A 25211-nucleotide genomic window follows, 5' to 3' on the forward strand; every position below is an offset into this window, starting at 1 on the left:
GCCCGGCGGACAGCCCTGGGCGCCGTCCTACCGGCCGCGCAGCCGCCGGACCAGGATGGAGGCCTCGCCGCGCTGCTCCAGGTCCGCCAGGACGACCGCGATGGCCTCCCGGACGATCCGCCCGCGGTCCACGGCCAGGCCGTGCTCGCCGCGCAGCACCAGCCGGGTGTGCTCCAGGTCCATGAGCTCCTCGGCGGAGACGTACACGGTGATCTTCTCGGCGTGCCGCTCGCGCCCGCTCGGGCGGCGCGGCGCGCGTCCCCGCGGCCGGGCGCGCCCGGCGGCACCGGTCTGCTCCTCGGTGGCACCCGCGTGCGCCCGGCCCGCCGGGGCGGCTGCGGCGCCACGGCCGCCGGGGACGGCGCCCTGGTCCCCGGCCTGCCGCTGGACGGGCGGCTGCGCGGGCGAGGGCACCCCGGCGGCCGACTGCTGCTCCTGCCGGTCGTCCCGGGCGCCCTCGGCGCCGTCCGTGCCGTTGACGGTCCGCGCGGTCTCCGGTCTGGATGCCTCGGCGGCCGGACGCGGCGCGAGGGACGGCGACAGCGCCATCCCGCCGGTCGTCCGGAACAGCTCGTCGGCACCCGGGAGACTCACTCGGCGGGGCGGCACCGGTCGAGCACCTCCCTGGCGAGCTGGCGGTAGGCGGCGGCACCGACCGAGTTGGTGGCGTACGTCGTGATGGGCTCGCCGGCGACGGTGGTCTCCGGGAAGCGCACGGTCCGCCCGATGACGGTGTGGAAGACGTGCTCACCGAACGCCTCGACGACCCGCGCCAGCACCTCACGGCTGTGCACGGTGCGCGAGTCGTACATGGTCGCGAGGATGCCGTCCAGGCGCAGCTCGGGGTTGAGCCGCTCACACACCTTCTCGATGGTCTCGGTCAGCAGCGCGACCCCGCGCAGCGCGAAGAACTCGCACTCCAGCGGCACGATCACGCTGTGAGCGGCCGTCAGCGCATTGACCGTCAGCAGGCCCAGCGAGGGCTGGCAGTCGATGATGACGTAGTCGTAGTCGGGCAGCAGCGGCTTCAGGGCGCGCGCCAGCGCGGACTCCCGGGCCACCTCGCTGACCAGCTGCACCTCGGCGGCGGAGAGGTCGATGTTGGAGGGCAGCAGGTCCATGCCCGGGACGGCCGTCTTCAGCAGAACCTCATCGGCCGTCAGGCCCCGCTCCATGAGCAGGTTGTAGACGGTGACGTCGAGCTCCATCGGGTTGACGCCCAGTCCGACCGAGAGCGCGCCCTGCGGGTCGAAGTCGACGAGCAGCACCCGGCGGCCGTACTCGGCCAGCGCCGCGCCCAGGTTGATGGTCGACGTGGTCTTGCCGACGCCGCCCTTCTGGTTGCACATGGCGATGATCTGGGCGGGGCCGTGCTCGGCGACCGGCGCGGGGATCGGGAAGTACGGCAGCGGGCGGCCGGTCGGGCCGACCCGCTCGCGGCGCTGGCGCGCGGCGTCGGGGGCCAGCGTGGCGGCGTACTCGGGGTCCGGCTCGTACTCGGCGTCCGGGTCGTCGTAGGCGCCGTAGGCGAACTCGCCGTAGGCCAGGCCGTAGGCGGCCAAGTCGGTGTCGTGATCGGTCACCGTGGTCACCTGCGCTGAGTTCTGGCGTGCTTCAAAGGTACGGAGTGCGACCGAGCCGACCTCGGCCGAGCCCACGGTGGGCTGCCGGGCCCCGGACTCCTCACTCGGCTGGCCGGCGGTGAGCTCCGCCAGTCCTGGCTGACCACCCCCGGGAGCAATTGTCGACTCATTCACAAGTCGTCTTACCTCCTTGGGGATCCAGGACTCTATGTCGATTCGTCAGCGTGGCAGCACGCCGACGGTTTGCGACTCTAGGCCGTTCCAGGCGTTCGCAGCAACACAATCCACGGTAGTAGGCACGATGTGTCGACTATCGGGCGGGCTGCTGTCAAGGGATGAGTAGGCCTATGACCCTAACGTTTCTGCGGTCGAGTGACACGACCCACGGGAATTGACGACAGAGCGACCCGCCCGGTCCACCGACTGTTCACGGGCACGGCGAAGCCCCCGACCCGAAGTGATCGGGTCGGGGGCGAACGACCGCCGAGCGGTCAGGGGGTTCAGGCGAGCACGCTCTCCAGCGTGACCGACTCCAGGCCGAAGGCCTCGGCCACGGCCGGGAAGGTGATCTGGCCCTCGTGCACGTTGAGGCCCTTGGCGAGCGCCTCGTCGCGACGCAGCGCCTCCTTCCACCCGCGGTTCGCCAGCTCGATGACGTACGGCAGGGTGGCGTTGGTCAGCGCGTAGGTAGAGGTGTTCGGGACGGCGCCCGGCATGTTGGCCACGCAGTAGAAGACCGAGTTGTGGACCTCGAAGGTCGGGTCGTCGTGCGTGGTCGGGTGCGAGTCCTCGAAGCAGCCGCCCTGGTCGATGGCGATGTCGACCAGCACGGAGCCCGGCTTCATGCGGGAGACCAGCTCGTTGGTGACCAGCTTCGGGGCCTTGGCGCCCGGGATCAGCACGGCGCCGATGACCAGGTCGGCGTCCAGGACGGCCTTCTCCAGCTCGAAGGAGTTGGACATGATGGCCTTGATCTTGGTGCCGAAGATCCGGTCGGCCTCGCGCAGCTTGTTGATGTCGCGGTCGAGCAGGGTCACGTCGTAGCCCATGCCGATGGCGATGGTGGCCGCGTGCCAGCCGGAGACGCCACCGCCGATGACGACGGCCTTGGCCGGGTGGGTGCCGGGCACGCCACCGGGCAGCACGCCGCGGCCACCGGCCGGACGCATCAGGTGGTACGAGCCGACCTGCGGGGCCAGGCGGCCCGCGACCTCGGACATCGGGGCGAGCAGCGGCAGCGCGCCGTTGCCCAGCTGGACGGTCTCGTACGCGATGGCGGTGGTGCCCGAGGCGATCAGCGCGTCGGTGCCGGCCCGGTCGGCCGCCAGGTGCAGGTACGTGAAGAGGGTCTGCCCCTTGCGCAGCCGGTGGTACTCGGAGGCGATGGGCTCCTTGACCTTCAGCAGCAGGTCGGCGGTGGCCCACACCTCGTCGGCAGTGGGGAGGATGGTGGCGCCGGCGGCCACGTACTCCTCGTTGGGGATCGAGGAGCCGAGACCGGCGTTGTCCTCGATGTAGACCTCGTGTCCGTTGCGGACCAGCTCATGCACGCCGGCGGGCGTGATGGCCACGCGGTACTCGTGGTTCTTGACCTCGCGGGGGATGCCGACCTTCACGGCTAAACACGTCCTCTTGCCATGGGGGTCCCGACCGGAGAAGACCGGTGGGCGACGCGCACGTGGGGAAGCCTCCGGGCAGCCCGGGGCAGGGGATCGCTGCGCGACTGAGTTCGAGTGTAATGAAGCCCAGGCGGCCTGTCAGCCTTCCAAATCGAATAATTTCGCCGAACACATTGGCAGGTTCGTAGGCTTCCGCCGGAGCTTACCTGCCATAGGTGCCGTAACCGGGCACTTTCGACGATACCTCCGAAAGCGCCCTCACCACCCGGCCTCGACGCGTTCCCGCAGGCCCGCGAGGGCCGCCCCGACCGCCTCCCGGCCCCGTTCGTCGCCGATCCGGCGCAGCACAGCGAGCGCGGCCCGGTACTCCCGGTCGGCCTCCTCGAAGCGGCGCTGCGCGGTGTGCGCCTCGGCCACCCGCGCCAGCAGCCGGGCCTCCGCCGCGTGGTCCCCGAGCGACTGCCGCAGTCCGAGCGCCCGCCCGTACCAGTCGGCGGCGCGCACCGCGTCTCCGAGCGCCCGGTAGCAGCCGGCCGCGCCCTCCAGGGCCCGGGCGCAGAGCGGTTCGTCCACGACCGTACGGGCGTGCTCCAGGGCGGCCCGGTAGTGCGCGGCGGCCTGCTCCCAGTGGCCCGCCGCGACCTGCAGGTCCCCCAGGTTGAGCAGCGCGGCCGAGGCCCGGCGGGGTCGGCCGTTGCGCTCGGCGACGGTGCGCACCAGCTCGTGCAGCCGGTAGAGGTCGGCCGGGGCGGCGCCGGTCAGCGGCAGCGACCGCAGCAGCGCGGTGACCAGCCGCCCGGCCGAGCCGTCCAGATCGCCCTGGCCGATCGCGTCGGCCACCGCGCCGAGCAGCAGCTCCCGCTCGCCGAGCAGCCAGTCCCGGGCGTGCGCGGCCGAGCGCAGCCGCAGCGCGGCGGGCAGCGGCTCGGGCCCGGGGCCGCCCGCCGGGTCGAGCAGGGCGCGAGCCGACTCGGTGAGCCGGACCAGCCGCTCCAGCAGCCTCGCCCGGGCCAGCTCGGTCTCGGCCGGCCGGTCCTCCCGCTCGCGCAGCCGGACCAGCCGCGGGTAGAGGCGTCCGGGCACCCGGTAGCGCGGGGTGCCGTCGCCGGCCGGCGCCTCCTCACCGAGCAACTCCCGCTCGGCGAGCGCGGCCAGCGTCGCGGCGGCCTCCGCTGCCGGGCAGCCGACCAGGGCGGAGGCGGTGCGCGGGTCGGCGGTCTGCGCCGGGGCCAGGGTGAGGGTGCGCAGCATCCGCGCCTGGGCGCGCGACAGGGTGCGGTAGACCAGGGTGAACGCGCCGATCAGCGGGTCGTTGTCGGGTACGGGCACCGGCTCGGCCGGCTCGGGCTCCGGCCTGACCCAGGTCGACGGGTCACCGGCCGGCTCGGGCACGGCGGCGGGCTCCGCGGCCTTGTCCTCCGCCGACTGCTGCGGGCTCTCCTTCTTCTTCCCGGCCTCGGCGGCAGCCCCGGCCCTACCGGGCCTGCCGACCCTGCCCGCCTTGCCACCCTTGCCACCGGCGGCCGCCGACTCCTCCCCCACCACCAGGTTGAGCTCCCGCGCCGCGCCCGTGACCGCGATCTCCGGGTTGCCGCGCAGCCACCCCGCCATCAGCCGCAGGGCGGCCGGCCGGGCGGCGCAGGCCTCGGCCAGGTCGGCCCCGCCGACCGGGTCGCAGGAGATCCGGGTGCCGCCGACCAGGTCGGCCAGCAGTTCGCCGGAGGCCTGCCGGTCCAGCCCGCCGAGGATCACCGGGTCGATGTCCTCGATCCCGGTGAGCGGCCCGGCGGTGGTGGCGAGCACCAGGCAGCCGGGCTCGTCGGCGAGCAGCGGCCACACCTGCCCGGCGTCCCGCACGTCGTCCAGCACCAACAGGACGCGCAGCCCCGCCAGCGCCTCCCGCAGCGCCACGCAACCAGGCTCGTCCCGTCCGTCCTCGACCGCCCCGGGCAACGGCACGGCGGCCTGCGGGTCGAGCTGCTCCAGCAGCAGTCGGGCCGCGCGCCCCGGCTGCACCCGCCCGCCGTCGGGGGCGGACAGCCGCGCGAACAGCACGCCGTCCGGGTAGTCGGCGGCGACGGTACGGGCGAAGCGGGCGGCGAGCGCGGTCCGGCCGGAGCCGGGGCGCCCGGCCAGCACCAGCACCGGGCAGCGGCCGCTCACCGGACGGGCGGCGGCCGCCCGCAGCGCGGCCAGTTCGGCGCGCCGCCCGGCGAACAACGTGGGTCCTGCCGGCAGCCGCTCCAGTCCGGGGACGGCACTCGCGGGCGTGTCAGGGCCGGGGTCCATCGTCGCCGTCTTCCTCGCCACCCGTGCCACTCCCGACGTCATCCCGCGCCCGGCGTCCGGCTGGTCAGCGTCCGGCGCTCGGCGAAGGCGGCCCGGCACGGGCGCCCCGTCTGCGAAGCGTAGTTCGACCGTCCGGCTCAGCCGAGATGACATCCGGTCGTACGAACCGGCAAATCACCCCAAGGCATCAACCCGGGTGGTTCGCCCACACCTCGAACGGCCCTGCGCCCTCGAAGGACGCCCGGGCTCCGAAAGGCGCTCGGACCTCGAAGGACGCTCAGGCCTCGAAGGGCCGGGCCGGCCACGGCGAGTCCGGCCGGCGCAGCCCGTCCAGGCCGTCCGGGGCGGTGAGCGCGGCGTGCACGGCGAGGGTGCCGGTGATCAGGGTCGGGTTGTGCAGCTGCCCCGCGTGGATCAGCCGGATCAGTTCGGGCACCGGGATCCAGGCGACCTCGATCTCCTGCTCCTCGCCCTCGGCCTGGTACCGCTCGCCCTCGGCGGCCGACAGGTCGGTGGCCAGGAACATCCGCAGCGCCTCGTCGGTGCCGCCCGGGGAGGTGTAGTAGTCGGCGAGGATCCGCCAGGTGTCGGCCTTGCAGTGCGCCTCCTCGTACAGCTCGCGCTGCGCGGCGTGCCACGGGTTCTCGCCGGGCACGTCGAGCAGGCCCGCCGGAAGCTCCCACAGCCGCTGGCGGACCGGGTGGCGGTACTGGCGCAGGACCAGCACCCGCTGCTTGTCGTCCAGGGCGAGCACCGAGACCGAGCCGGGGTGGGTCTGGTAGTCGCGCCGGGCCCAGCTGCCGTCGGGCATCCGGACCTCCTCGCTGCGCACGCCGGTGACCTTGCCCTGGAACGGCGTCGTGCTGCCCCGGACCTCCCACTCCTCGGCCACGTCGGCGATCACCTGGTCGCTCTGCTCGTCCATCGCTCTCCCCTTTTCGTCAGTGCGACACAATCTAACGCCGGACGGCGGCCCCCCAGGAATCGCGGGGCCGCCGTCCGGTGAACGGCCGAGGCCAAGGAGAAGATGACTACTCGGAGGCCGCGGTCTTGATGTCGATGGCGGCCTTGACCAGGCCCGCGAACAGCGGGTGCGGTCGGGTCGGGCGGGACTTCAGCTCCGGGTGGGCCTGGGTGGCCACCAGGTACGGGTGCACCTCGCGCGGGTACTCGACGTACTCGACCAGGTCGCCCTTGGGCGAGAGGCCGGAGAACTGCAGGCCGGTCTTCTCCAGGTCCGCGCGGTAGGCGTTGTTGACCTCGTAGCGGTGGCGGTGGCGCTCCTCTACGTACTGCTCGCCGCCGTAGACCTCGCGGACGATCGAGCCCTCGGCGAGCTTGGCCGGGTACAGGCCCAGGCGCATGGTGCCGCCCAGGTCGCCCTTGCCGTCGACGATGGCCAGCTGCTCGGCCATGGTGGAGATGACCGGGTGCTTGGCGGCGGCGTCGAACTCGGTGGAGTTGGCCTCGGGCAGGCCGGCCAGGTTGCGGGCCGCCTCGATGACCACGCACTGCAGGCCCAGGCACAGGCCCAGCAGCGGGACCTTGTTCTCGCGGGCGTAGGTGATCGCGCCGACCTTGCCGTTGACGCCGCGGTCGCCGAAGCCGCCGGGGATGCAGATCGCGTCCACGTCGCCGAGCTGCGCCCGGGCGCCCTCGGGCGTCTCGCAGTCGTCCGAGGTGACCCACTTGATCTCGACCCGGGCGTTGTTGGCGAAGCCGCCGGCGCGCAGCGCCTCGGTCACCGACAGGTAGGCGTCCGGCAGGTCGATGTACTTGCCGACCAGGGCGACCTTGACGATGTGCTGCGGCTCGTGGACGCGGCGCAGCAGGTCGTCCCAGGTGGTCCAGTCCACGTCGCGGAACGGCAGGTCGAGGCGGCGCACCACGTAGGCGTCCAGGCCCTCGCCGTGCAGCACCTTGGGGATGTCGTAGATCGACTTGGCGTCGATGGCCGCGACCACGGCCTCCTCGTCCACGTCGCACATCATCGAGATCTTGCGCTTGATCGCCTGCGGGACCTCGCGGTCGGCGCGCAGCACGATCGCGTCGGGCTGGATGCCGATGTTGCGCAGCGCGGCGACGGAGTGCTGGGTGGGCTTGGTCTTCAGCTCGCCCGAGGGGCCGATGTACGGCAGCAGGGAGACGTGCACGAAGAACACGTTGTCCCGGCCGACCTCGTGGCGGACCTGGCGGACGGCCTCCAGGAACGGCAGCGACTCGATGTCGCCGACGGTGCCGCCGACCTCGGTGATCACCACGTCGACGTCCTCGGTCGCCATTCGGCGGATCCGGGACTTGATCTCGTTGGTGATGTGCGGGATGACCTGGACGGTGTCGCCCAGGTACTCGCCGCGGCGCTCCTTGGCGATGACGGTCGAGTACACCTGGCCGGTGGTGACGTTCGCCGAGCCGTGCAGGTTGGTGTCCAGGAACCGCTCGTAGTGACCGATGTCCAGGTCCGTCTCGGCACCGTCGTCGGTGACGAAGACCTCACCGTGCTGGAACGGGTTCATGGTGCCCGGGTCCACGTTGAGGTAGGGGTCGAGCTTCTGCATCGTCACGCGCAGGCCGCGGGCCTTGAGCAGCGCGCCGAGGCTGGAGGCGGTCAGCCCCTTGCCGAGCGAAGAGGCGACACCCCCGGTGACGAAGAGGTGCTTGGTCGTCACGGCGCGGCCGTTCGCTGCCTTGCCGGAATGGGGCTGTGCCAAGAGGGGGCTCCCGTGGGTCGCGTGTCGATGGTGACGTGGGCGGGAGGCTCGCGGCTCGCCGGGCGACGGGAGGCCGGCTGGTGCGCGGCGCTCGAAGGGTCGTCGGTTCGGCTGGTCCGGGGCGTTTGATCCCGCCGGTCCACGGGATACCAGGGTATCAGTGACCTGGCCGGGATGCCGTTCGGCCCGCGCGCGGCGCTCCGGGAGCGTGCGCCCGGCGCACCACCGGCGCATCATGAGCCGCACGAGTCACACCGGTCGCACGACCGGCCGGACCGGGCCAGCCCGCGGCCTCCGTCCGGGCCATGCCAGCTCCTCCGTTACGACCATCCGTCGGTGATCATTCCGAACCATCCTGCGCCGCGCCTCCGCGATGCACGGCATTTCCGCCGAATTGCGGCGCCACACGGGGCAGCGTCCGCGTGCTTCGCCCCTTTCGTCCGTCGTAAGCTGCACGGACGCATCGCGACAGCACGAGCACGCGGAGGGCGTGGGAGCGTCAGGACACTCCCGGTCCCCGATGCGCGACCGGACCTCCCCGTATTCCAGCTCCTTCCCCACCCACCTCAGGGGCTCCACCGAGCCCCGCGCGGACACTCCAGCAAGGCCCGCCACCACCCCCCGGCGGACCGGACGTCCCGGGGTGAACCTCCGGCCCCGCAGACCGCTCGCTCCCCCGTTCGCCGATGCCCTGACCACATTGCGAACTGGAGATCCACGTGGCCGGCCGTATCGAGGACTACGCACTCATCGGGGACATGCAGACCGCTGCCCTGGTCAGCAGGGACGGGGCGGTGGACTGGCTCTGCCTTCCCCGCTTCGACTCGCCGGCGGTGTTCGCCGGCCTCCTCGGCACCGATGAACACGGCTTCTGGCGGATCGGCCCGGCCGAAGCCATCGCGACCGAGGTCCCCGCTCCCGCCACCGCACCTGCCGGGGCCGACGGCCGGGGCCGCTTCGCCGACACCGCCGACCTGCGCGTCCCCCCGGCCACCGCCGCCGCCCCCGCCGTGCCCGCCGACCGGCGCCGCTACCGCGGCGACTCGCTGATCCTGGAGCAGGAGTGGGACGCCCAGGGCGGCACCGTCCGGGTGATCGACTTCATGCCGCCCCGCCCGCTGGCCGGCCGCGACGCCGTCCCCCAGGTGATCCGGATCGTCGAGGGCGTGGCCGGCTCCGTGCGGATGCGCTCGGCCCTGCGAATGCGCTTCTCGTACGGCCGGATCGTCCCCTGGGTGCACCGGGTCGAGCAGGCCGACGGCGGCCACCGCACCGTCGCCATGGCCGGGCCCGACTCGGTCTGGCTGGACGGCGAGGCCGAGACCTACGGGCGCGACCTCACCACCTACGCCGACTTCACCGTCACGGCCGGCGAGCGGATCGCCTTCGCGCTCACCTGGCAGGCCTCCCACCTCGACCCCCCGGCCGTCCCGGACGCCGAGGCGATGCTCGACGCCACCGCCGACTTCTGGCACGAGTGGGCCGACCAGTGCACCTACCAGGGCCCCTACCGCGAGGCCGTGATCCGCTCGCTGATCACCCTCAAAGGCCTCACCTACGCCCCCACCGGCGGCATCGTCGCCGCCCCCACCACCTCCCTGCCGGAGGACATCGGCGGCGAGCGCAACTGGGACTACCGCTACACCTGGCTGCGCGACGCCGCGATCACCCTCTCCTCGCTGCTGCGCACCGGCTACCGCGAGGAGGCCCGCGCCTGGCGCGAGTGGCTGCTGCGCGCGGTGGCCGGCGACCCGGAGAACCTGCAGATCATGTACGGCATCGCCGGCGAGCGCGAGCTCACCGAGTCCTCGCTGGACTGGCTGCCCGGCTACGAGGGCTCCCAGCCCGTCCGGGTCGGCAACGGCGCCGCCGGACAGCTCCAACTCGACGTCTACGGCGAGGTCGTGGAGGCCCTGCACCTGGCCCACATGACCGGTCTGGTCCGCAACGACCATGCCCTCCACCTCCAGCTGCGCCTGATCGAGTACCTGGAGGAGCACTGGCAGAACCCGGACGAAGGCATCTGGGAGGTCCGCGGCCCGCGCCGGCACTTCGTCCACTCCAAGGTGATGGCCTGGGTCGCCGTCGACCGCACGATCAAGCTGCTGGAGCAGACCCCCGAGGACGCCCCCTCCGACGGCCACCTGGAGCGCTGGCGCGAACTACGCGAGACCATCCACCGGGACGTCTGCGAGAAGGGCTACGACCCCGAGCGCAACACCTTCACCCAGTACTACGGCGGCCAGGAGCTGGACGCCTCGCTGCTGCTCATCCCGCAGGTGGGCTTCCTGCCGCCGGACGACAAGCGGGTGATCGGCACCATCGAGGCGATCCAGCGCGAACTGTCCACCGAGGACGGGTTCGTCCTGCGCTACCCGACCCACGACGAGTCCGGGAACAACGTCGACGGCCTGTCCGGCCACGAAGGCGCCTTCCTGGCCTGCTCCTTCTGGCTGGCCGACGACCTCGCCATGATCGGCCGGGTGCAGGAGGCCCGCGAGCTGTTCGACAAGCTGCTCTCGCTGCGCAACGACCTCGGGCTGCTCGCCGAGGAGTGGGACCCGCGGCTCAAGCGCCAGGTCGGCAACTTCCCGCAGGCCTTCAGCCACGTCCCGCTGATCGACACCGCCCTGCGGCTGACCGCCTGCGGCGCCGCCTACCTGTCGGCCCAGCCGGACGGCCCGGCCGCCGACCGGGTCGAGCAGGCGACCGTCTAGGAACGCTGCACCAACTCGTCGTAGGTGCTGAGCACCTGCGCGACGGTGGCGGCCTCGTCCGGCCAGGTCTCGGCCTGCTGCCGGCCCGCCGCCACCAGCTGCTCGCGGCGGGCCGGGTCGGCCAGCACCCCGCGCACCGCCCGTCCGATCGCCACCGGGTCGCCCGGGGGCACCAGCACGGCGGCGTCACCGACCAGCTCGGGGATGCCGCCGACGGCGGTGGCGACCACCGGCACACCGGCCCGCATCGCCTCCTGGACCACCAGCGAGCGGGCCTCCCAGCGGCTGGAGACCACCACCACGTCGGCGGCGGCCAACAGGTCGGGAACGTCGGTGCGGTAGCCGAGCAGGCGCACCGGCAGCTTCTCGGCCGCCACCCGCTCGCGCAGCGGGCCCGCCTCCGGGCCGTCCCCGGCGAGCAGCACCAGCGGCTCCGGGTCCAGCGCGGACAGCTCCCGGGTGGCGTCCAGCAGCAGCCCGAAGGCCTTCTGCGGGACGAGCCGGCCGACCGCCAGCACCAGCGGGCGGTCCGGGCCGTCACCGAGCAGCGCGGCGCGCGCCTGGGGGCGGCCGAGCCGGCCCTCGGGCATCGGCGGGGCGGCCACCGGGCCCAGCCGGGCGTCGGTGGCACCCAGTTCGCGGGCCCGGGCGACCAGGTCGGAGGAGGCGCCGAGGACGAGGTCGGCAGCACGCGCCACCCGGCGCTCCATCAGCCGCTGCAGCCGGCGCTCCATGCCGGTGGCCAGCAGCGCGTGGTGCGAGGTGACCACCAGCGGGGTCTCCGGGCGCAGGCCCGGGAAGCGGCCGGCGGTCCGCAGCGCGAGGTCCGAGAGCAGCCCGGCGCGCAGCCCGTGGGCGTGCACCAGGTCGGCGCCGGTGAAGGCCCGGCGCAGCTCGCCGATCGCGGTGGCGTCGCTGCGGGCGCCCGCGGTGGGGGTGATGTCGACGGTGTGGAACCGGGCGCCGGTGCGGGAGAAGCCGAACAGCGCGTCCGTACCGGCCGGCGCGCAGACCGTGACGATCACCCCGTGCGCGACCAGGCCCTGGGCCAGGGAGCGCACGTGCGCACCGATGCCGCCGGTGCTGGCGGCCAGGACGAGCACCACGTGCAGCTGCCCCGGTTCCGGGGCGGCCGCGGTGGCCCGGGCGGCGGAATGGTCCACGTCGTCTCGCATCCGACTCGATCAGGTTCGCGCGCCGCTTCGCGAGGATTGCCCGCCCGGCGGCACTCGGGACTGGAAAGCCAGTGTCCAGCCGCCACCATGCCAGGTCGGCGGCCCTCTTGGACAGTCGGCGCCACCAGGGCGCGTCGTGGTGCCGCGAGGGCCGCCGGACCCGACGGAGCGGCCGGCTCAGGGCCTGTCCGGCGGATCCTCGCCGGGTCCGACGAAACCCACCGGACAGGCTCTAACGCTGGCGCGGGGCCCGGGCGGTGGCCAGCAGTTCCTCGGCGTGGGCGCGGCCCAGCTCCGAGTCCTCCAGTCCGGCCAGCATCCGGGAGAGTTCGCGCACCCGCTCCTCGTCGTTCAGCACCTTGACGCCGGAGCGGGTCACGGTGCCGTCGTTGGTCTTCTCCACCACCAGGTGCCGGTCCGCGAAGGCGGCGACCTGCGGGAGGTGGGTGACCACCACGACCTGGGCGGTTTCGGCCAGCTTGGCCAGTCGGCGGCCGATCTCGACCGCGGCCTTGCCGCCGACGCCCGCGTCCACCTCGTCGAACAGGTAGGTGGGGACGGGGTCGGCGCCCGCGAAGACCACCTCGACGGCGAGCATCACCCGGGACAGCTCGCCGCCGGAGGCACCCTTGGCGATCGGGCGCGGCTGGGCGCCCGGGTGCGGGGCGAGCAGCACCTCGACCTCGTCCACGCCGTGCGGCCCGTACGTGACGGTGCGGCCGTCCACCTCGATCCCGGCCAGGTCGTCGACCTGGGTGATCGAGAAGGTCACCCGGGCGTGCGGCATGGCCAGTTCGGCGAGTTCGGCGGAGACGGCCTCGGCGAAGCGGCCGGCGGCGGCCCGCCGGGCGGCCGACACCTCGGCCGCCAGCTCGGCCAACTCGGTCCGCAGCTCGGTCTCCTGGGCGCCGAGCTGGTCGATCCGGTCGTCGTCGCCGTCGAGCTCGGCGAGCCGGGCCGCCCCGGCCTCGGCCCAGGCGATCACCTCGGCGAGGGTGTTCTCCTCACCGCCGTACTTGCGCAGCAGCTGGGCCAGCACGGCCCGGCGGTCCTCGACGGCGGCCAGGCGCACCGGGTCGGCGTCCAGGTCGTCGGCGTAGCCGGCCAGGTCCCCGGCCACGTCGGCCAGCAGGTAGCCGACCTCGTTCAGCCGGTCCGCTAGGGCGGCCAGCCGCTCGTCGTGGTGGCGCACGGCGTCCAGGGCGCGGCGGGACTGGGCGAGCAGGGTGCCCGCGTCCAGCGCCTCCGGGTCGGTCGGGTCGCCGGCCAGGGCGGCGTGGGCGAGGGTCGCGGCGGAGGACAGCGCGTCGGCGTGGCCGAGCCGTTCGGCCTCGGCGGCCAGCTCGACGTCCTCCCCGGCCACCGGCTCGGCGGCGGCGATCTCGTCCAGGCCGAAGCGCAGCAGGTCGGCCTCCTGGGCGCGCTCGCGGGCCCGGGTGGTCAGCTCCTCCAGGGTGGCCGAGACCTCGCGCAGGGCGCGGTAGGTCTCCCGGTAGCGGGCCAGCGGCTCGGCCACCGCCTCGCCCGCGTACCGGTCCAGCGCGCCGCGCTGGCGGGCCGGGCGCAGCAGCCGCTGCTGGTCGGTCTGGCCGTGCACCGCGATCAGGTCCTCGCCGAGCTCGGCGAGCAGCCCGACCGGGACGGCCCGTCCGCCGACGTAGGCCCGGGAGCGGCCCTCGGCGGAGACGGTCCGGCTGATCAGCAGGGCGCCGTCGTCCAGTTCCGCCCCGGCCTCGACGGCGCGGGCCGCCACCGGGGAGTCGGCGGGCAGTTCCAGCCGGCCCTCCACGACGGCGCGTCCGGAGCCGTTGCGCACCAGGCCCGGGTCGGCGCGGCCGCCGAGCAGCAGGCCGAGGCTGGTCACCACCATGGTCTTGCCGGCGCCGGTCTCACCGGTCACGGCGGTGAAGCCGGGGGCCAGCTCGACCGCCGCGTCGTCGATGACCCCAAGATCCCGTATCCGCATCTCGTCCAACACGGAGACGACCTTACGAGGTTCCGCCCCCGGAGCGCGACGAGCGGCAACGGCGCGCGGCAACTCCGTGCCCGGAAGTTCATCCCTTCCGGGACGTTTGCGGCAGGGTCTCCCTGGCCGGCGACGCGGTGCACCAGGGCAGGAACACCTGTACCAGCGGGCCGATGGCCAGCGCGTAGATGACCGTGCCGACCCCGGCGGTGCCGCCCAGCAGGACACCGGCCGCCAGCACGGTGACCTCGATGCCGGTGCGCACCAGCCGCAGCGAGCGGCCGGTGCGCCGGTGCAGGCCGGTCATCAGGCCGTCGCGCGGGCCGGGGCCGAAGCGGGCGCCGATGTAGAGGCCGGAGGCCAGGCCGTTGAGCACCACCGCGGCGGCCATCAGCGCGATCCGGGCGGGCAGTCCCGCTGGGCCGCCGACCAGCCACAGGGTGAGGTCCATGGCCGCGCCGATCATCAACACATTGGCGACGGTGCCAAGGCCCGGGCGTTGGCGCAGCGGGATCCAGAGCAGCAGCACGAGGGCGCCGCAGATGGTCACCCAGGCGCCCACGGTGAGGCCGATCACCCGCTGCAGGCCCTGGTGGAAGACGTCCCACGGGTCGAGGCCGAGGCCGGAGCGGAGCATCAGCGCCATGCTCACGCCGTACAGCGCCAGGCCGACGGCGAGCTGCGGGAGCCGGCGGCCCAGCGCGTGGGTGTCGCCGAGGATCCGGACGGCCGGGCCCGGCCGGGTCGGCCCGGGGGCAGGCGGGGTCGTGGTCGTGGTGGCCAATTGGTGCTCCTGCGGGTGGTGCCGCACCCCGGGGCGGCCCCGGTGGTGGCGGCCCGACGGCCGCCCTGCCATGATGAGCAGGCCAAACAGACCCCTTCCAGGGCCAATTCCGAGCAAGTGGACTGATGAGCATCATGGCCGACTGGCACACCACCGTCACCCCGCCCGCACTGGCCCGGCTGCTCGCCACCGCCCGGCTCCCCGAGCCGACCGCCGCGCGCCGCCCCGCCTACCGCACCCTCGCCGGGCAGATCCGGCTGCTGGTCACCGAGGGCCGGCTGCCGGTCGGCGCCCGGCTGCCCGCCGAACGCGAGCTCGCCTCCGCCCTGGAGCTCAGCCGCACCACCGTCGCCACCGCCTACGAGACCCTGCGCGGCGACGGCTACCTGCTCAGCCGCCGCGGCGCCGGCAGCTGGACCGCCCTGCCCGAGGGCGCCCCGCCGCCCGGCGACGCCCTGCACCCCGTCCCGCCGGACGAGCAGGGCAGCACCCTGGACCTCGGCGTCGCCGCGCTGCCCGCCCCGCAGCCCTGGATCGGGCAGGCCGCCGCCCGGGCCGTCGAACTGCTCCCGCACTACGCCGCCGGACACGGCCACTACCCCACCGGCGTCCCGGTGCTGCGCGAGGCCGTCGCCCGCCGCTACACCGAGCGCGGGCTGCCCACCACCCCCGACCAGATCCTCATCACCACCGGCGCGATGGGCGGCCTGCACCTGGTCCAGCGGGTGCTGGTCGGCCGCGGCGACCGGGTCGCCGTCGAGGCCCCCAGCTACGCCCACACCCTGCAGGCCCTACGCCTCACCGGGGCGCGCCTGGTGCCGGTGCCGTACAGCTGGGGTCCGGGGTCCCACCCCGAGCCGAAGGGGCGCGCCGGTGCCGAAAGCGACGAACGACAAGCGACGGAGGAGCGCCGGAGCGTGGGGGCACCTCCCAGCCGCCAGGCTGGGGGAGAACGTCGGCACCGGGTCGGAGCGCCCCGGAGGCGAGCGGGCGAGCAACGGTGGGACCTGGAGGAGTGGCAGCGGGTGCTGCGCGGCGCCGCGCCGAAGGTCGCGTACGTCATCCCGGACTTCCACAACCCCACCGGCGCCCTGATCGACGAGGAGCAGCGCCGCGAGCTGCTGGCCGCCGCCCGGGCCGCCGGGAGCGTCGTGCTGGTCGACGAGACCACCGCCGAACTCGGCTGGGGCGTGCCGCAGTCCACGCCGCTGCCGCGCCCGATGGCGGCGCTGGACCGCGCCGCCCAGGTGGTCACCGTCGGCTCGGCCGGCAAGCTGCTCTGGGGCGGCCTGCGGATCGGCTGGGTCCGCGCCGCGCCCGCGCTCGTGCGCCGGCTGGCCACCGAGCGGGTCTACAGCGACGTCGGCACCCCGGTGCTCGACCAGCTGATCGCCGCAGAGCTGATGGGCGAGCCGCTCCAGGCCGTCCGGGCCCACCAGCTGGACCGGCTGCGGGCCACCGCGCACGCCTTCGCCGCCGCGCTGCCCGGGCGCCTGCCCGGCTGGGACTTCCCGATGCCGCCCGGCGGCCTTGCGCTGTGGGTCTCCACCGCCGGCCTGTCCGGCGCGGCACTGGCCCAGGCCGGGGAGCGCGCCGGGATCCGGATCGCCTCCGGCAACCGGTTCGGCTCGGACGGCGCCTTCGAGCACCACATCCGGCTGCCGCTCACCGTGCCCGCCGCGGCCGTGCCCGCCGCCGTCGAGCGGCTCGCCGCGGTGGCCGCCCGCGCGGCGGCGGGCGGCCGGCTCGGCTCGGCCGACGAGGCCCAGCCGCTGGCGGTCTGACGATCCGCCAGCAGCCGCCTCAGTGCCCGGTGTTCGACCGCCCGCGCCAACCCGTCACCGGGAGCGCGAACTTGGCCACCAGTCGATCGGTGAACGGCGCCCGGTGCAGTCTGGCCAGCCGCACCGGCGTCCGTCCCCGGCGCACCTCCACCCGTGCCCCGGCGGGCAGTTCGACCGAGCGCCGCCCGTCGCACCAGAGCACCCCGTGCGGGGTCTTGGGCTGCACCTCGACCGCCAGCACCGAGTCCGGCGAGGTCACCAGCGGCCGGGCGAACAGCGCGTGCGCGGAGATCGGCACCATCAGCAGCGCCTCCACCTCGGGCCACACCACCGGCCCGCCGCCGGAGAACGCGTATGCGGTCGAGCCGGTCGGCGTCGCGCAGACCACCCCGTCGCAGCCGAAGTTGGAGACCGGGCGGCCGTCCACCTCGGTCACCACCTCCAGCATCCGCTCCCGGGACGCCTTCTCGATGGACGCCTCGTTCAACGCCCAGTCCTGGTGGACCACATCGCCGTTGGTGCGGACGATCACGTCGATCGTCATCCGCTCCTCGACCTCGTAGTCGGCGTCCACCACCCGCTCGACCACCACGGCCAGGTCGTCCCGCTCGGCCTCGGCCAGGAAGCCGACCCGGCCGAGGTTGATCCCCAGCATCGGCAGCCCGTGCGAGCGCGCCAGCTCGGCGCCGCGCAGCAGCGTCCCGTCGCCGCCGGCGACCAGGATCAGCTCGCAGCCGTCCGCCGCCCCCGGCCCCTCGGCCACCTTCTCGACCCCGTCCGGCAGGTCGAGGTCCACCGCCTCGGCCTCCAGCAGTCTGATCCGGAGCCCCGCCTTCAGCAGCCCGTGCACCAGGCCCTCGACGCTGCGCAGCGCCGCCTCCCGGCCGGTGTGCGCGATCAGGAAGACCGAACGTTCTTCATCGCTCATGCCGCTGCCCTCTCCCTACGCCTGCCCGGGGCGCCCTTGGCCCGGTGCGGCCGCGCCATACAGCATGACGGGCCGGACGCTCGCAGAGCACCCTACCTACCGGGGCCCCTCCGCCACGGCCCGGTCCGCCTCCGCCGGGTCCAGCTGCGGGGCGTCCCGGCGCATCCAGAGGAAGTACTCGACGTTCCCGGACGGCCCCGGCAGCGGGCTCGCGGTGACCGCCCGCACGCCCAGCCCGAGCTCCCACGCCTGCCCCGCCACCTGGCGCACCATCTCGGCACGCAGCTGCGGGCTGCGCACCACCCCGCCGCTGCCCAGGCGCTCCTTGCCGATCTCGAACTGCGGCTTGACCATCAGCACCAGGTCCGCGTCCTCCGCCGCGCAGGCGGCCAGCGCCGGCAGCACCAGGCCCAGCGAGATGAAGGACAGGTCGCCGACCACCAGGTCGACCGGCGTGCCGCCGATCGCGTCCCGGGTCAGTTCGCGCACGTTGGTGCGGTCCATCACGGTGACCCGCTCGTCGCTCTGCAGCGACCAGGCGAGCTGCCCGTAGCCGACGTCCACCGCCAGCACGTGGGCGGCCCCGGCCCGCAGCAGCACGTCGGTGAAGCCGCCGGTGGAGGCACCCGCGTCCAGCGCCCGGCGGCCCTCGACCACCAGGCCCTGCGGCACGAAGGCCGCGAACGCCCCGGCCAGCTTGTGGCCGCCGCGCGAGACGTAGTCGGGATCGTTGTCGTCCTTGGCCACCACGACCGCCGCCGAGGTCTCCACCTGGGTCGCCGGCTTGGTCGCGGTGGTGCCGCCGACGGTCACCCGGCCGGCCGCGATCAGCTCGGACGCGTGCTCACGCGACCGGGCCAGCTTACGGCGGACCAGCTCCGCGTCGAGTCGGCGTCGTGCCACTGCCACTGGTGCTTCAGCTCCTACGGGTCCTGCGGGTCATTCCTGATCGAGTGCGGCCAGCGTGTCGGCGAGCCGCTGGTGAACATCTTCGTACACCGCGACGTGTGCCTCGGCGGGGACCCCGTCCAAGGCCTCCAGCCGGGCCAGCCCGGTGTCCACCCCGGGGTGGCCGGTGGGCAGCAGTTCAACGCCGAGCGGCTCGACCTGCGGGCCGGGCTCACTCGTCTCGGGCATCGGGCTCGTCTCAGGCATCGGGCTTCTTCGAACCGGTGGCCTTGCGGACGGTGGTCCTCTTCGTCGCCGTGCGCTTGGCGGGGGCCTTGGGCTGGGCGTCCGGCTGCTTCGCGGTGACGGTCTTCTTGACCGTCGCCTTCTTGGCGGCGGTGGTCTTCTTCGCGGCGGCCTTCCCGGCCGTCGTCTTCTTCGCGGCGGCCTTCCCCGTCGTCGTCTTCTTCGCGGCAACCTTCCCGGCCGTCGCCGTCTTCGCCGTCGCCTTCTTCGCGACTGCCGGCTCCCCGGCCACCGGCGCCTGCGCCGCGTCCGCCGTGCGCGGCTCCCGCGCCCCGGCTCGCGGCGCGGGCGGCACCGGTGGATCGACCTCGACCGGTTCGTCCACCGCCACCCGCTCGGCCACTATCGGCTCCCCCGCCGCGCGCTCGCTCTCGTACTCCCAGCCGCGTCCGAACAGGTCGTCCGCCCGCGGCGCGGGCGCCGGCTCCTCCGCCACCGCCTCGTACGAGTCCGGTCCGGGCTTCGCCGCGGCCGGCTCCTCCTCGATCTCGCGCAGCTTGCTCTCCAGGTACGCGAGCACCACGCCGACCTTGGTCACCTGGTCACCGACCCGCTCGAAGGCCTTCTCCACCTCGTTGCGCGCCACCCCGACCGCCAGGTCCACCCCGGCCCGCCCGGCGGTGACGGCCTCCTCCGCCATCGTCTGCAGCGTCTTGGCGGACGGCGGGAACTGCCCGCCGAGCTTGCGCTCGACCTCGGCCACGTCGACGCCGGTCTTCTCCAGGACCGCGGCCGCCGTCTCGACGACCCGCTTGCCGACCTCCTCCACCACCACGGCGGCGGCCGCCACCGCTCCCCGCACCGTCCTCGGCAGCATCCGGGTGCCTCCTTAGCGCCTACGCGCGCATCGCTCCGTCGCCGTCGGTACCCGGGCCGTATCCGGGCACCCCACTGACGACGCTACCGTCAAAACCCTCCTGAGGTACCGTGGCCCGGCAGTCAGAGCACCGTAGTGACTTGGGGATGGAGCCACCGCCATGGCGAACGTCGAGGAGTGCCGGGAGGCGCTGGAGCAGCTCAGCCGGAACATGGCCGACTCCACCGGCGACGTCCGCAAGGCCGCCGCCATGGACCGCTCGCTCAGCTGCCGGATCCCCGACCTCGACCTGACCTTCACCGGGCGGCTGCGCGAGGGCCGGATCCAGGACGTCGTCGCCGCGCACGGCGCGCCCGCCGCGAAGGCGGAGATCCGGCTCACCATGGCCAGCGACGACCTGCTCGCCCTGGTCGGCGGCAGGCTCAACTTCGCCTCCGCCTGGGCGAGCGGCCGGGTCAGGCTGGAAGCCGGCTTCCGCGACCTGCTGCGGCTGCGCACCCTGCTCTGACCGCCACCGGGGGTCAGAAGCCTCAGAAGCCGAGCTCGGCCAGCGCCTTCCGTCCGTCCACCGGCCCGCCGTCCGCGTCCAGCGCCGTCCACGCCGCCGCACACAGCGCCCGCAGGCCGTCCCAGCGGTCCCCGGCGCCGGTCAACCGCAGCTCGCCGCCCTCGGCCGTCGCGACCCAGCCGCCGCAGCCGAAGCCGCTGTCCCGGGCCGTCACCGTCGGCTGCGGGACCAGCAGGCCGCGCAGGTCCGCCGCCAGGTAGGTCGGCCGGTGCTCGACCGGGGCCGCCAGCAGCTGCGCGGGGGTGGTCACCCCGGTGAACACCAGCAGGCTGTCCACCCCGCCGTTGAACGCGCCCTCGATGTCGGTGTCCAGCCGGTCCCCGACCACCAGCGGCCGCCGGGCGCCGGTCCGCAGCACCGTCTCCCGGTGCATCGGCGGCAGCGGCTTGCCCGCCACCTCGGGCTCCGCCCCGGCCGCGGCCCTGACCGCCGCGACCAGTGTCCCGTTGCCCGGCGCGATCCCGCGCGCCGTCGGCACGGTCATGTCGGTGTTCGAGGCCACCCAGGGCAGCCCGGCGCGGACCGCGTACGCGGCCTCCGCCAGCTGCGGCCAGCCCACCGACGGGTCGAAGCCCTGGACCACCGCGAGCGGCTCCTCGTCCAGCGAGCGGACCGCCACCAGCCCACGCTCGGCCAGCGCCTCCTCCAGCCCCAGTCCGCCCACGACCAGCACCTTCGCCCCGGCCGGCACCTTCTCGGCGACCACCCGGGCGGCCGCCTGGGCCGAGTTGATCACGTCCGCCGGCTCGGCCGGCACACCCAGCTCGGTCAGGTGCTCGGCCACCACCCGTGGCGGGCGGGAGGCGTTGTTGGTCACGTACGCGAGCCGCATCCCGGCCGTCCGGGCGGCCGCCAACGAGTCCACCGCGTGCTCGATCGCGTGCGGGCCGGCGTAGACCACGCCGTCCAGGTCCAGCAGCGCGGTGTCGTACGCCTCGGTCAGCGGGCCCTCGCTGCCGCCGGGGGCGGTGCGTCGCACGGTGGTGGCCGTCTCGGTCATGGCTGCGCTACCTCATTCACTGCGGTTCACCGCGTTCGACAACTGCACTGCTCGTACCTGCCCGTTCAGGCGTCGCCGTTGACGCCCTCGGGCTCTCCCCCGGTCTGCTCCCCGGCATCCGCCGCGGGCTCCCCGCCGTGGCTCTTGCCGCTGCCCGGGACCCCGGGCAGCAGCGGGCCGAACGCCCCGGCGCGGGCCGCCAGGGTGGCCCGGGTCTGCCGCAGCGCCTCCCGGTAGTGGTCGGTCTCCGGCCGCATCGCCACGGCCAGCGCCAGGTGCTCGGCGGACGCCTCGAAGTCGCCCAGCCGGGCCGCCGCGACTCCCCACCCGAACTGAGCGTAGTCGTCCGCCGGATCGGCCAGCGCCACGGCCCGGAAGTTCTCCAGCGCCGCCGCGTACGACCCGGCGTCGAACTGCGCCCGGGCCAGCGCCTCCCGGATGCTGCGCGAGTGCGGCTCGGCGTCCGCCGCCCGGGCGAGCAGCTGCTCGGCGGCCGCCGGATGCCCCTGGGCCAGCAGCTTCGCGCCCCGGCGGAACCAGTCGTACACGTCCCCGGCGGGCTCCCCGGGCCGTCCCTGGGCCGGGATGCTCCCCGTCGGCGCGCCCTCCCCCGGGCCGCCGCCGTCCGACTGTCCCTGCCCGTCGTCCATGCCGTACCTCGCCCTCGATCGCACGCCCGCCCCACGAGTCGGCACGGGTATTCAGATCTTTCAACAACGTGTACCCGGTTACCATGCCCAGAATGAGCGCACCCAGTGCAGAAGACGGAGTCGAGACTCCCGAGGGCGGCCCCGGCGATCCCGGGCACGTCGCCACCGCAGGCCTGTCGCTGTCCCCCTTCCGGGGCCTGCGCTACGTCCCCGACCGGGTCGGCGCACTGGCCGCGGTGATGTCCCCGCCGTACGACGTCGTCGACCCGGGGCGCCGGCTCGACCTGGAGACCGCCGACCCGTTCAACGTGGTCCGGCTGATCCTGCCCCGGCCCGAGCCCGAGGACGCCGGTGACCGCCCCGACCGCGACACCAAGTACCGCCACGCCGCCCGGCTGCTGTCCGCCTGGCAGCGCGAGGGTGTGCTCGCCGCCGACCCGCTCCCCGCGATCTACGTCTACGAGCAGCGGGTGCCCGCCACCGGCGACTCCCCCGAGCTGCTCCAGCGCGGCCTGATCGGTGCCCTCGCGGTGAGCGGGCCCGAGGCCGGCGTGGTCCTCCCGCACGAGGACGTCATGCCCCGGCCGGTCGCCGACCGGGTCGGTCTGATGCGCACCACCCGGGCCAACCTCGAACCGCTGCTGCTCACCTACCGCGGCGGCGGCGGCGCCTCGGGCGTCCTCGAGCGGACGGTCGAGGGCGAGCCGCTGCTCTCCACCGCCACCAGCGACGGCACCCACCACCGCCTGTGGGCGGTCACCGACCCCGCCGAGATCGCCGAGATCAGCCGCGACCTGGCCACCTGCCGGGCGCTGATCGCCGATGGCCACCACCGCTGGGAGATGTACCTGCGGCTCCAGCGCGAGCACCGCCACCTGCCGCGCAGCCCGTGGGACCGCGGCATGGTGCTCCTGGTGGACACCGCCCGCTACCCGCTGCGGGTCCGGGCCATCCACCGCGTGCTGTACCGGCTGCCGGTGGCCGAGGCGCTGGACAAGCTCGGTGAGCACTGGAAGGTCAAGGAGGTCCCGGGCCCGCTGCCCGCCGCGCTCCAGGCGCTCGCCGAGCAGAAGCGGCACGGCGGCAACGGCTTCGTGCTGACCGGCGGCGACGGCACCTACTGGCTGCTCGGCGAACCCGAGGAGTCCCTGCTGGACGCGACCGTGCCGCACGGCCGACCCGAGGAGTGGCGCCACCTGGACGCCACCGTCCTGCACGCCACCCTGCTCGACCACACCTGGCACGTCCCCGACGGCCCGGACGACATCGGCTACCTGCACACCGCCGAGGCCGCCGAACGCGAGGCGGCCCGCACCGGCGGCACCGCCGTCCTGCTGCACCCGGTCCGGGAGAGCGTGGTGCGGCGGCTGGCCGAACAGGGCGTCACCATGCCGCGCAAGTCCACCTCCTTCGGACCGAAGCCGGCCACCGGGCTGGTGCTGCGCAACCTCACCCTGGGCTGACCGCCCTGGACGCCGTGGGGCCCTGCCGCTCCCTCGGGGAACGACAGGGCCTCACGGCGTGCCAGGTCAGGGCGCTCAGCTCTGGGCGTCGCCCTTGTCCTCGGCCTTCTCGGCCTTGTCCTCGGTCTTGTCCTCGGCCTTGGCGTCCTGGGAACGCTCGGGCACCTCGCCGTCGAAGTCCTCGTCGATCTCGAGGTCGTCCTCGTCGTAGTACTCCTCGACGTCTTCCTCGTCCTCGAAGATCACGCGGTCGTCGGCGATGTCACCGCCGCGCTTCTTCGCCGGGGCCTCGGCCTTGTCGGCCTCCTCCTCGGCCAGCTCCGGGTCGAGCGCATCGGTGAACTCGACGCCGTCGATCTCGGCCAGGCGCTCGGAGGCGTTGGTCGAACCGTCGGTGTCGGCCTCGGCGGCCTTGGCGAACCAGTCGCGGGCCTCGTCGCCACGGCCGGCCGCGATCAGCGCCTCGGCGTAGGCGTACCGCAGCCGCGCGGTCCACGGGTGCACGGCGCTGGAGGCCAGCTCCGGGCTCTGCAGGGTCACGACGGCGGCGTCGAACTGCTCCATGTCGCTGCGGGCACCCGCAGCGACCAGGCGCATCTCGACCTGGCCGGCCTTGTCCAGCTGCTTCACCTCGGGCTCACCGGCCATCGCCAGCGCCCGCTCCGGACGGCCCAGACCGCGCTCGCAGTCGGCCATCACCGGCCACAGGTCGGCGCGGCCGGTCATCCGACGGGCGGCGCGGAACTCGGTCAGCGCCTCGGAGTAGCGCTGCGTCATGTACGAGGCGAACCCGGCCGCTTCGCGGACGGCCGCGACGCGGGACGCCAGCCGGAGCGCGACGCGCGAGTACTGGTAGGCCTCCTCCGGCTCGCCGTCGAGCAGACGGGCCACCATCACGAGGTTGCGGGCGACGTCGTCCGCGAGCGTTTTGGGCAGGCTCTTGAGCTCCTGGCGCACGTCCGCGTCCAGCTCGAAGCCGGTGACGTCCTCCGGGATCGGCAGGCGCTTGACCGGCTCGTAGTTGCCACGGCGGTCGTCGTAGTCCCGACGGCCGTGGTCGCCGCCCCGGTCGTCCCGACGGTCGTCGCGGCGGAAGCCGCCCTGGCGGTCATCCCGGCGGTAGCCGCCACGGTCGCCACCACGGTCATCGCGGCGGAAACCGCCACGGTCACCGCCGCGCTCGCCACGGTCACCGCGGTCGCGGTTGAAGCCGCCCGAGGGGCGGTCGTCACGGCGGAAGCCGCCGCCGGCCGGACGGTCGTCACGGCGGAAGCCGCCACGGTCATCGCGGTCACGGAACGGACGGTCGTCACGACGCGGACGGTCGTCACGGTCGTCCCGACGGAAACCGCTGGGACGGTCCTCGCGACGGAACCCGCCACGGTCGTCACGGTCGTCCCGACGGAAACCACCCGAGGGGCGGTCGTCACGACGGAAGCCACCACCCGAGGGGCGGTCGTCGCGACGGAAGCCACCGCGGTCGTCGCCACGGTCGCGGTTGAAGCCGCCCGAGGGGCGGTCGTCACGGCGGAAGCCGCCACGGTCGCCACCACGGTCATCGCGGTCACGGAACGGACGGTCGTCACGACGCGGACGGTCGTCACGGTCGTCCCGACGGAAACCACCCGAGGGGCGGTCGTCACGACGGGAGGCGCCACGGTCGTTGGACCAGCCCCCACGGGACCGGGGCTCGTAGCCTCGGCCGTCATCCGATCGGCGCTCGGGACGGTCCTGGGGCTGGTTCGACATCCTGGTGACTCCTTCTGCTGCTTCAGCTCCACCGCGGACCGAGCAACACCAGTGCCGTCACGCGGTATCGGCGCCGGCCTCCTGGCCGCGCACCATCTCTATTGTCCGGCATGTCGGAAGCGTCCGCGCCTGGGCGGAAGTCCCGGCCTGCCGGCCTCGTGCAAGTTCGCAAAAAACAAAAAGGCCGCGGGCCCAGCGAGTCGCTGGGGTCGCG

The 25211-nt window shown here is 74.2% G+C and carries 21 protein-coding genes; 5 read left to right on the forward strand and 16 right to left on the reverse strand.

The window, feature by feature from the left end; all coding sequences use genetic code 11:
* Positions 1–27: 27 nt before the first annotated feature.
* The 6 genes from ACFQ87_RS09995 to ACFQ87_RS10020 all read right to left on the reverse strand — a co-directional run bounded on the left by ACFQ87_RS09995 (position 28) and on the right by ACFQ87_RS10020 (position 8202).
* Positions 28–594, reverse strand: coding sequence for a hypothetical protein (locus ACFQ87_RS09995; RefSeq protein ID WP_380610129.1), 567 nt, complete (start codon positions 592–594; stop codon positions 28–30).
* Positions 591–1658 carry a ParA family protein gene (locus tag ACFQ87_RS10000; RefSeq protein ID WP_380610160.1) on the reverse strand — a complete coding sequence of 356 codons (1068 nt, stop codon included), beginning with the start codon at positions 1656–1658 and terminating at the stop codon, positions 591–593. The genes ACFQ87_RS09995 and ACFQ87_RS10000 overlap by 4 nt, the downstream gene beginning before the upstream one ends.
* Positions 1659–2083: 425 nt before the next feature.
* A complete protein-coding gene (gene ald, locus ACFQ87_RS10005; RefSeq protein WP_380610130.1) occupies positions 2084–3199 on the reverse strand; it encodes an alanine dehydrogenase in 1116 nt (371 codons plus the stop codon).
* 261 nt (positions 3200–3460) lie between these two features.
* Positions 3461–5491 carry an AAA family ATPase gene (locus ACFQ87_RS10010; RefSeq protein WP_380610131.1) on the reverse strand — a complete coding sequence of 677 codons (2031 nt, stop codon included), beginning with the start codon at positions 5489–5491 and terminating at the stop codon, positions 3461–3463.
* Between the two features lie 277 nt (positions 5492–5768).
* Entirely contained in the window at positions 5769–6416 is a 648-nt protein-coding gene (locus ACFQ87_RS10015) for an NUDIX domain-containing protein (RefSeq protein ID WP_380610132.1), read from the reverse strand.
* A gap of 106 nt (positions 6417–6522) precedes the next feature.
* Positions 6523–8202: a CTP synthase gene (locus tag ACFQ87_RS10020; RefSeq protein ID WP_380610134.1), complete on the reverse strand. Its 1680-nt coding sequence runs from the start codon at positions 8200–8202 to the stop codon at positions 6523–6525.
* Between the two features lie 719 nt (positions 8203–8921).
* On the opposite strand from ACFQ87_RS10020, the gene ACFQ87_RS10025 reads away from it, so the two are divergent.
* Entirely contained in the window at positions 8922–10919 is a 1998-nt protein-coding gene (locus tag ACFQ87_RS10025) for a glycoside hydrolase family 15 protein (protein WP_380610135.1), read from the forward strand.
* Here ACFQ87_RS10025 and ACFQ87_RS10030 read toward each other — a convergent pair.
* The 3 genes from ACFQ87_RS10030 to ACFQ87_RS10040 all read right to left on the reverse strand — a co-directional run bounded on the left by ACFQ87_RS10030 (position 10916) and on the right by ACFQ87_RS10040 (position 14844).
* Positions 10916–12094 carry a glycosyltransferase family 4 protein gene (locus ACFQ87_RS10030; protein ID WP_380610136.1) on the reverse strand — a complete coding sequence of 393 codons (1179 nt, stop codon included), beginning with the start codon at positions 12092–12094 and terminating at the stop codon, positions 10916–10918. The genes ACFQ87_RS10025 and ACFQ87_RS10030 overlap by 4 nt on opposite strands.
* A 232-nt stretch (positions 12095–12326) precedes the next feature.
* Positions 12327–14060, reverse strand: coding sequence for a DNA repair protein RecN (gene recN, locus ACFQ87_RS10035; protein WP_380610161.1), 1734 nt, complete (start codon positions 14058–14060; stop codon positions 12327–12329).
* 88 nt (positions 14061–14148) lie between these two features.
* Entirely contained in the window at positions 14149–14844 is a 696-nt protein-coding gene (locus ACFQ87_RS10040) for a YitT family protein (protein ID WP_380610138.1), read from the reverse strand.
* A gap of 125 nt (positions 14845–14969) precedes the next feature.
* Here ACFQ87_RS10040 and ACFQ87_RS10045 point away from each other — a divergent pair, with 125 nt between their 5' ends.
* Positions 14970–16628: a PLP-dependent aminotransferase family protein gene (locus ACFQ87_RS10045; RefSeq protein WP_380610139.1), complete on the forward strand. Its 1659-nt coding sequence runs from the start codon at positions 14970–14972 to the stop codon at positions 16626–16628.
* A gap of 19 nt (positions 16629–16647) precedes the next feature.
* Here the strand turns inward: ACFQ87_RS10045 and ACFQ87_RS10050 are convergent, their stop codons facing one another.
* The 4 genes from ACFQ87_RS10050 to ACFQ87_RS10065 form a co-directional block, all read right to left on the reverse strand.
* Positions 16648–17556, reverse strand: coding sequence for an NAD kinase (locus ACFQ87_RS10050; RefSeq protein ID WP_380610140.1), 909 nt, complete (start codon positions 17554–17556; stop codon positions 16648–16650).
* A gap of 96 nt (positions 17557–17652) precedes the next feature.
* Complete coding sequence (locus tag ACFQ87_RS10055; protein WP_380610162.1) at positions 17653–18459, reverse strand: TlyA family RNA methyltransferase; 807 nt, start codon at positions 18457–18459, stop codon at positions 17653–17655.
* A 36-nt stretch (positions 18460–18495) separates the two neighbouring features.
* Positions 18496–18711 (reverse strand): hypothetical protein, encoded by a 216-nt coding sequence (locus ACFQ87_RS10060; protein ID WP_380610141.1) that lies wholly within the window; start codon positions 18709–18711, stop codon positions 18496–18498.
* Positions 18704–19567 carry a hypothetical protein gene (locus ACFQ87_RS10065; protein ID WP_380610142.1) on the reverse strand — a complete coding sequence of 288 codons (864 nt, stop codon included), beginning with the start codon at positions 19565–19567 and terminating at the stop codon, positions 18704–18706. The genes ACFQ87_RS10060 and ACFQ87_RS10065 overlap by 8 nt, the downstream gene beginning before the upstream one ends.
* 160 nt (positions 19568–19727) lie before the next feature.
* Here ACFQ87_RS10065 and ACFQ87_RS10070 point away from each other — a divergent pair, with 160 nt between their 5' ends.
* The gene (locus tag ACFQ87_RS10070; protein ID WP_380610143.1) at positions 19728–20075 is read left to right on the forward strand and encodes an SCP2 sterol-binding domain-containing protein; all 348 of its coding nucleotides are present in this window, start codon (positions 19728–19730) and stop codon (positions 20073–20075) included.
* A 22-nt stretch (positions 20076–20097) separates the two neighbouring features.
* Here ACFQ87_RS10070 and ACFQ87_RS10075 read toward each other — a convergent pair whose 3' ends face one another.
* The gene (locus ACFQ87_RS10075; protein ID WP_380610144.1) at positions 20098–21135 is read right to left on the reverse strand and encodes an HAD-IIA family hydrolase; all 1038 of its coding nucleotides are present in this window, start codon (positions 21133–21135) and stop codon (positions 20098–20100) included.
* Positions 21136–21200: 65 nt separating this feature from the next.
* On the reverse strand, positions 21201–21785 hold the full coding sequence (locus ACFQ87_RS10080) for a tetratricopeptide repeat protein (protein WP_380610145.1): 585 nt from the start codon (positions 21783–21785) through the stop codon (positions 21201–21203).
* 92 nt (positions 21786–21877) lie between these two features.
* Between ACFQ87_RS10080 and ACFQ87_RS10085 the strand changes: the two genes are divergently transcribed.
* The gene (locus tag ACFQ87_RS10085) at positions 21878–23248 is read left to right on the forward strand and encodes a DUF1015 family protein (RefSeq protein ID WP_380610146.1); all 1371 of its coding nucleotides are present in this window, start codon (positions 21878–21880) and stop codon (positions 23246–23248) included.
* 75 nt (positions 23249–23323) lie between these two features.
* Here the strand turns inward: ACFQ87_RS10085 and ACFQ87_RS10090 are convergent, their stop codons facing one another.
* The gene (locus ACFQ87_RS10090) at positions 23324–24205 is read right to left on the reverse strand and encodes a tetratricopeptide repeat protein (protein ID WP_380610147.1); all 882 of its coding nucleotides are present in this window, start codon (positions 24203–24205) and stop codon (positions 23324–23326) included.
* 96 nt (positions 24206–24301) lie between these two features.
* Here ACFQ87_RS10090 and ACFQ87_RS10095 point away from each other — a divergent pair.
* Positions 24302–25211: hypothetical protein (locus ACFQ87_RS10095; protein ID WP_380610148.1), on the forward strand; the 910-nt coding region annotated here is incomplete at its 3' end.

Origin of the sequence: Kitasatospora sp. NPDC056531 (assembly GCF_042794375.1) — a bacterium.
Lineage (GTDB): Bacteria > Actinomycetota > Actinomycetes > Streptomycetales > Streptomycetaceae > Kitasatospora.